Annotated in this window: 2 protein-coding genes; both read right to left on the reverse strand. The window is 32.3% G+C overall.

Annotated elements, in window-relative coordinates; translation table 11 throughout:
• Positions 1 to 73 precede the first annotated feature (73 nt).
• Positions 74 to 736 (reverse strand): IS630 family transposase, encoded by a 663-nt coding sequence (locus F6K22_RS41270; protein WP_293110997.1) that lies wholly within the window; start codon positions 734 to 736, stop codon positions 74 to 76.
• Positions 697 to 1128 carry a helix-turn-helix domain-containing protein gene (locus tag F6K22_RS41275; protein ID WP_293110995.1) on the reverse strand — a complete coding sequence of 144 codons (432 nt, stop codon included), beginning with the start codon at positions 1126 to 1128 and terminating at the stop codon, positions 697 to 699. Before F6K22_RS41275 ends, F6K22_RS41270 begins: the two co-directional genes overlap by 40 nt.
• Positions 1129 to 1192: the final 64 nt, after the last annotated feature.

The raw sequence follows: 1192 nt of genomic DNA on the forward strand, positions 1-1192 counted from the left end.
ATTAAGTAGGTCGGCATAATTAAACGACTAAATAGCAATCATTTTTGTTGTCTACTTTTTTGATTAATCTTATCTAATCAAATCTAAATCTTTCCCACACACAATTATTCTTTTTGCTCCTTTTTTCTATGCCATCTATAACCGCCATTGCTAAATCATATTCATCTTCAAACATTCTCCCAGATAATTCATGAGTTTTTAATTGATGCCACTCTGTTTCGATTAAATTTAATTCGGGGCTGTAAGCAGAAATCAAGAAAAATTCCAGTCCTTTTTTTCTCCATTTTTCTAGATTTTTTTTGACTTCTTTACTTTTATGAACACTATAATTATCTAAAACAATCACTGTTATTTTTCCCGTTTTCTTCAGTATATCTTCGGCTTTTTCAGCTTGCCAATTTATCATTTCTATATAAGATTTACTTTGAAATCCTCCTAACTTTAATCCATACTCAAAACTTTCTTCTTGGCTAAATAATCCCAATATACTTAATCTTTTTCCTCTCTTTTTCTTTTGTTGTATTTTTTTCTGTTCTCCTTTCTTACTATAGCTGTAGCTTGCTGAACTCCATAGACAAAACCCAGCTTCATCTAAGTATTTTAATTTGATGTATCCCTTCTTCTCGTACCATTTTAGCTTTTCTAGCTCTTTTTTCTTCTGGCCAAATTCTTGTTCTTTTTGCTTCCCTTTTAAACTTACCCTTGTCCTTTTCCATTTCCACTCTTTTTTTTTAATATTTTTCTCAGGCGGTCATGACTAATTTCTACTGACCTTTCTTGTTTTAATTTCTCTACTAATTGGCGACTATTATAAGTTCTTTCTTCTTTCTCTAAACATTCTTCAATATATTTTATATCTTCAGTAGTCCAAACCGGTCTTCTTCCTGAACGTGGGGAATCAAATAATCCCTCTTTTCCTTGAGTTAACCAACGGTAAAATGTTTGACGAACTGTCTGCTGTGCACAGTTTAAATGAACAGCTATTACTGATACTTTCCATCCCCGATCACTCAAGACTAAAGCCTCCGCTCTATGCTTAGTTCTCTGAGGAATTTTTGGATTACTTTTTAACTCAAATAAGCATTGCTTTTCTTCAGAAGTTAGACGAACTTTTAGGGGAGAAGGCATTGTTAGCAATTTCAGGTTTTTAGGTACTTTTATATTTTACCTTTATTTATGCCCACCTACTTAT

Origin of the sequence: Okeania sp. SIO2F4 (genome assembly GCF_010672385.1) — a bacterium.
GTDB lineage: Bacteria > Cyanobacteriota > Cyanobacteriia > Cyanobacteriales > Microcoleaceae > Trichodesmium.

What these genes read in the sequence shown, in the direction of transcription:
- F6K22_RS41275 (WP_293110995.1), bottom strand. Translation starts at nt 1,128, where the DNA reads ATGCCTTCTCCCCTAAAAGTTCGTCTAACTTCTGAAGAAAAGCAATGC.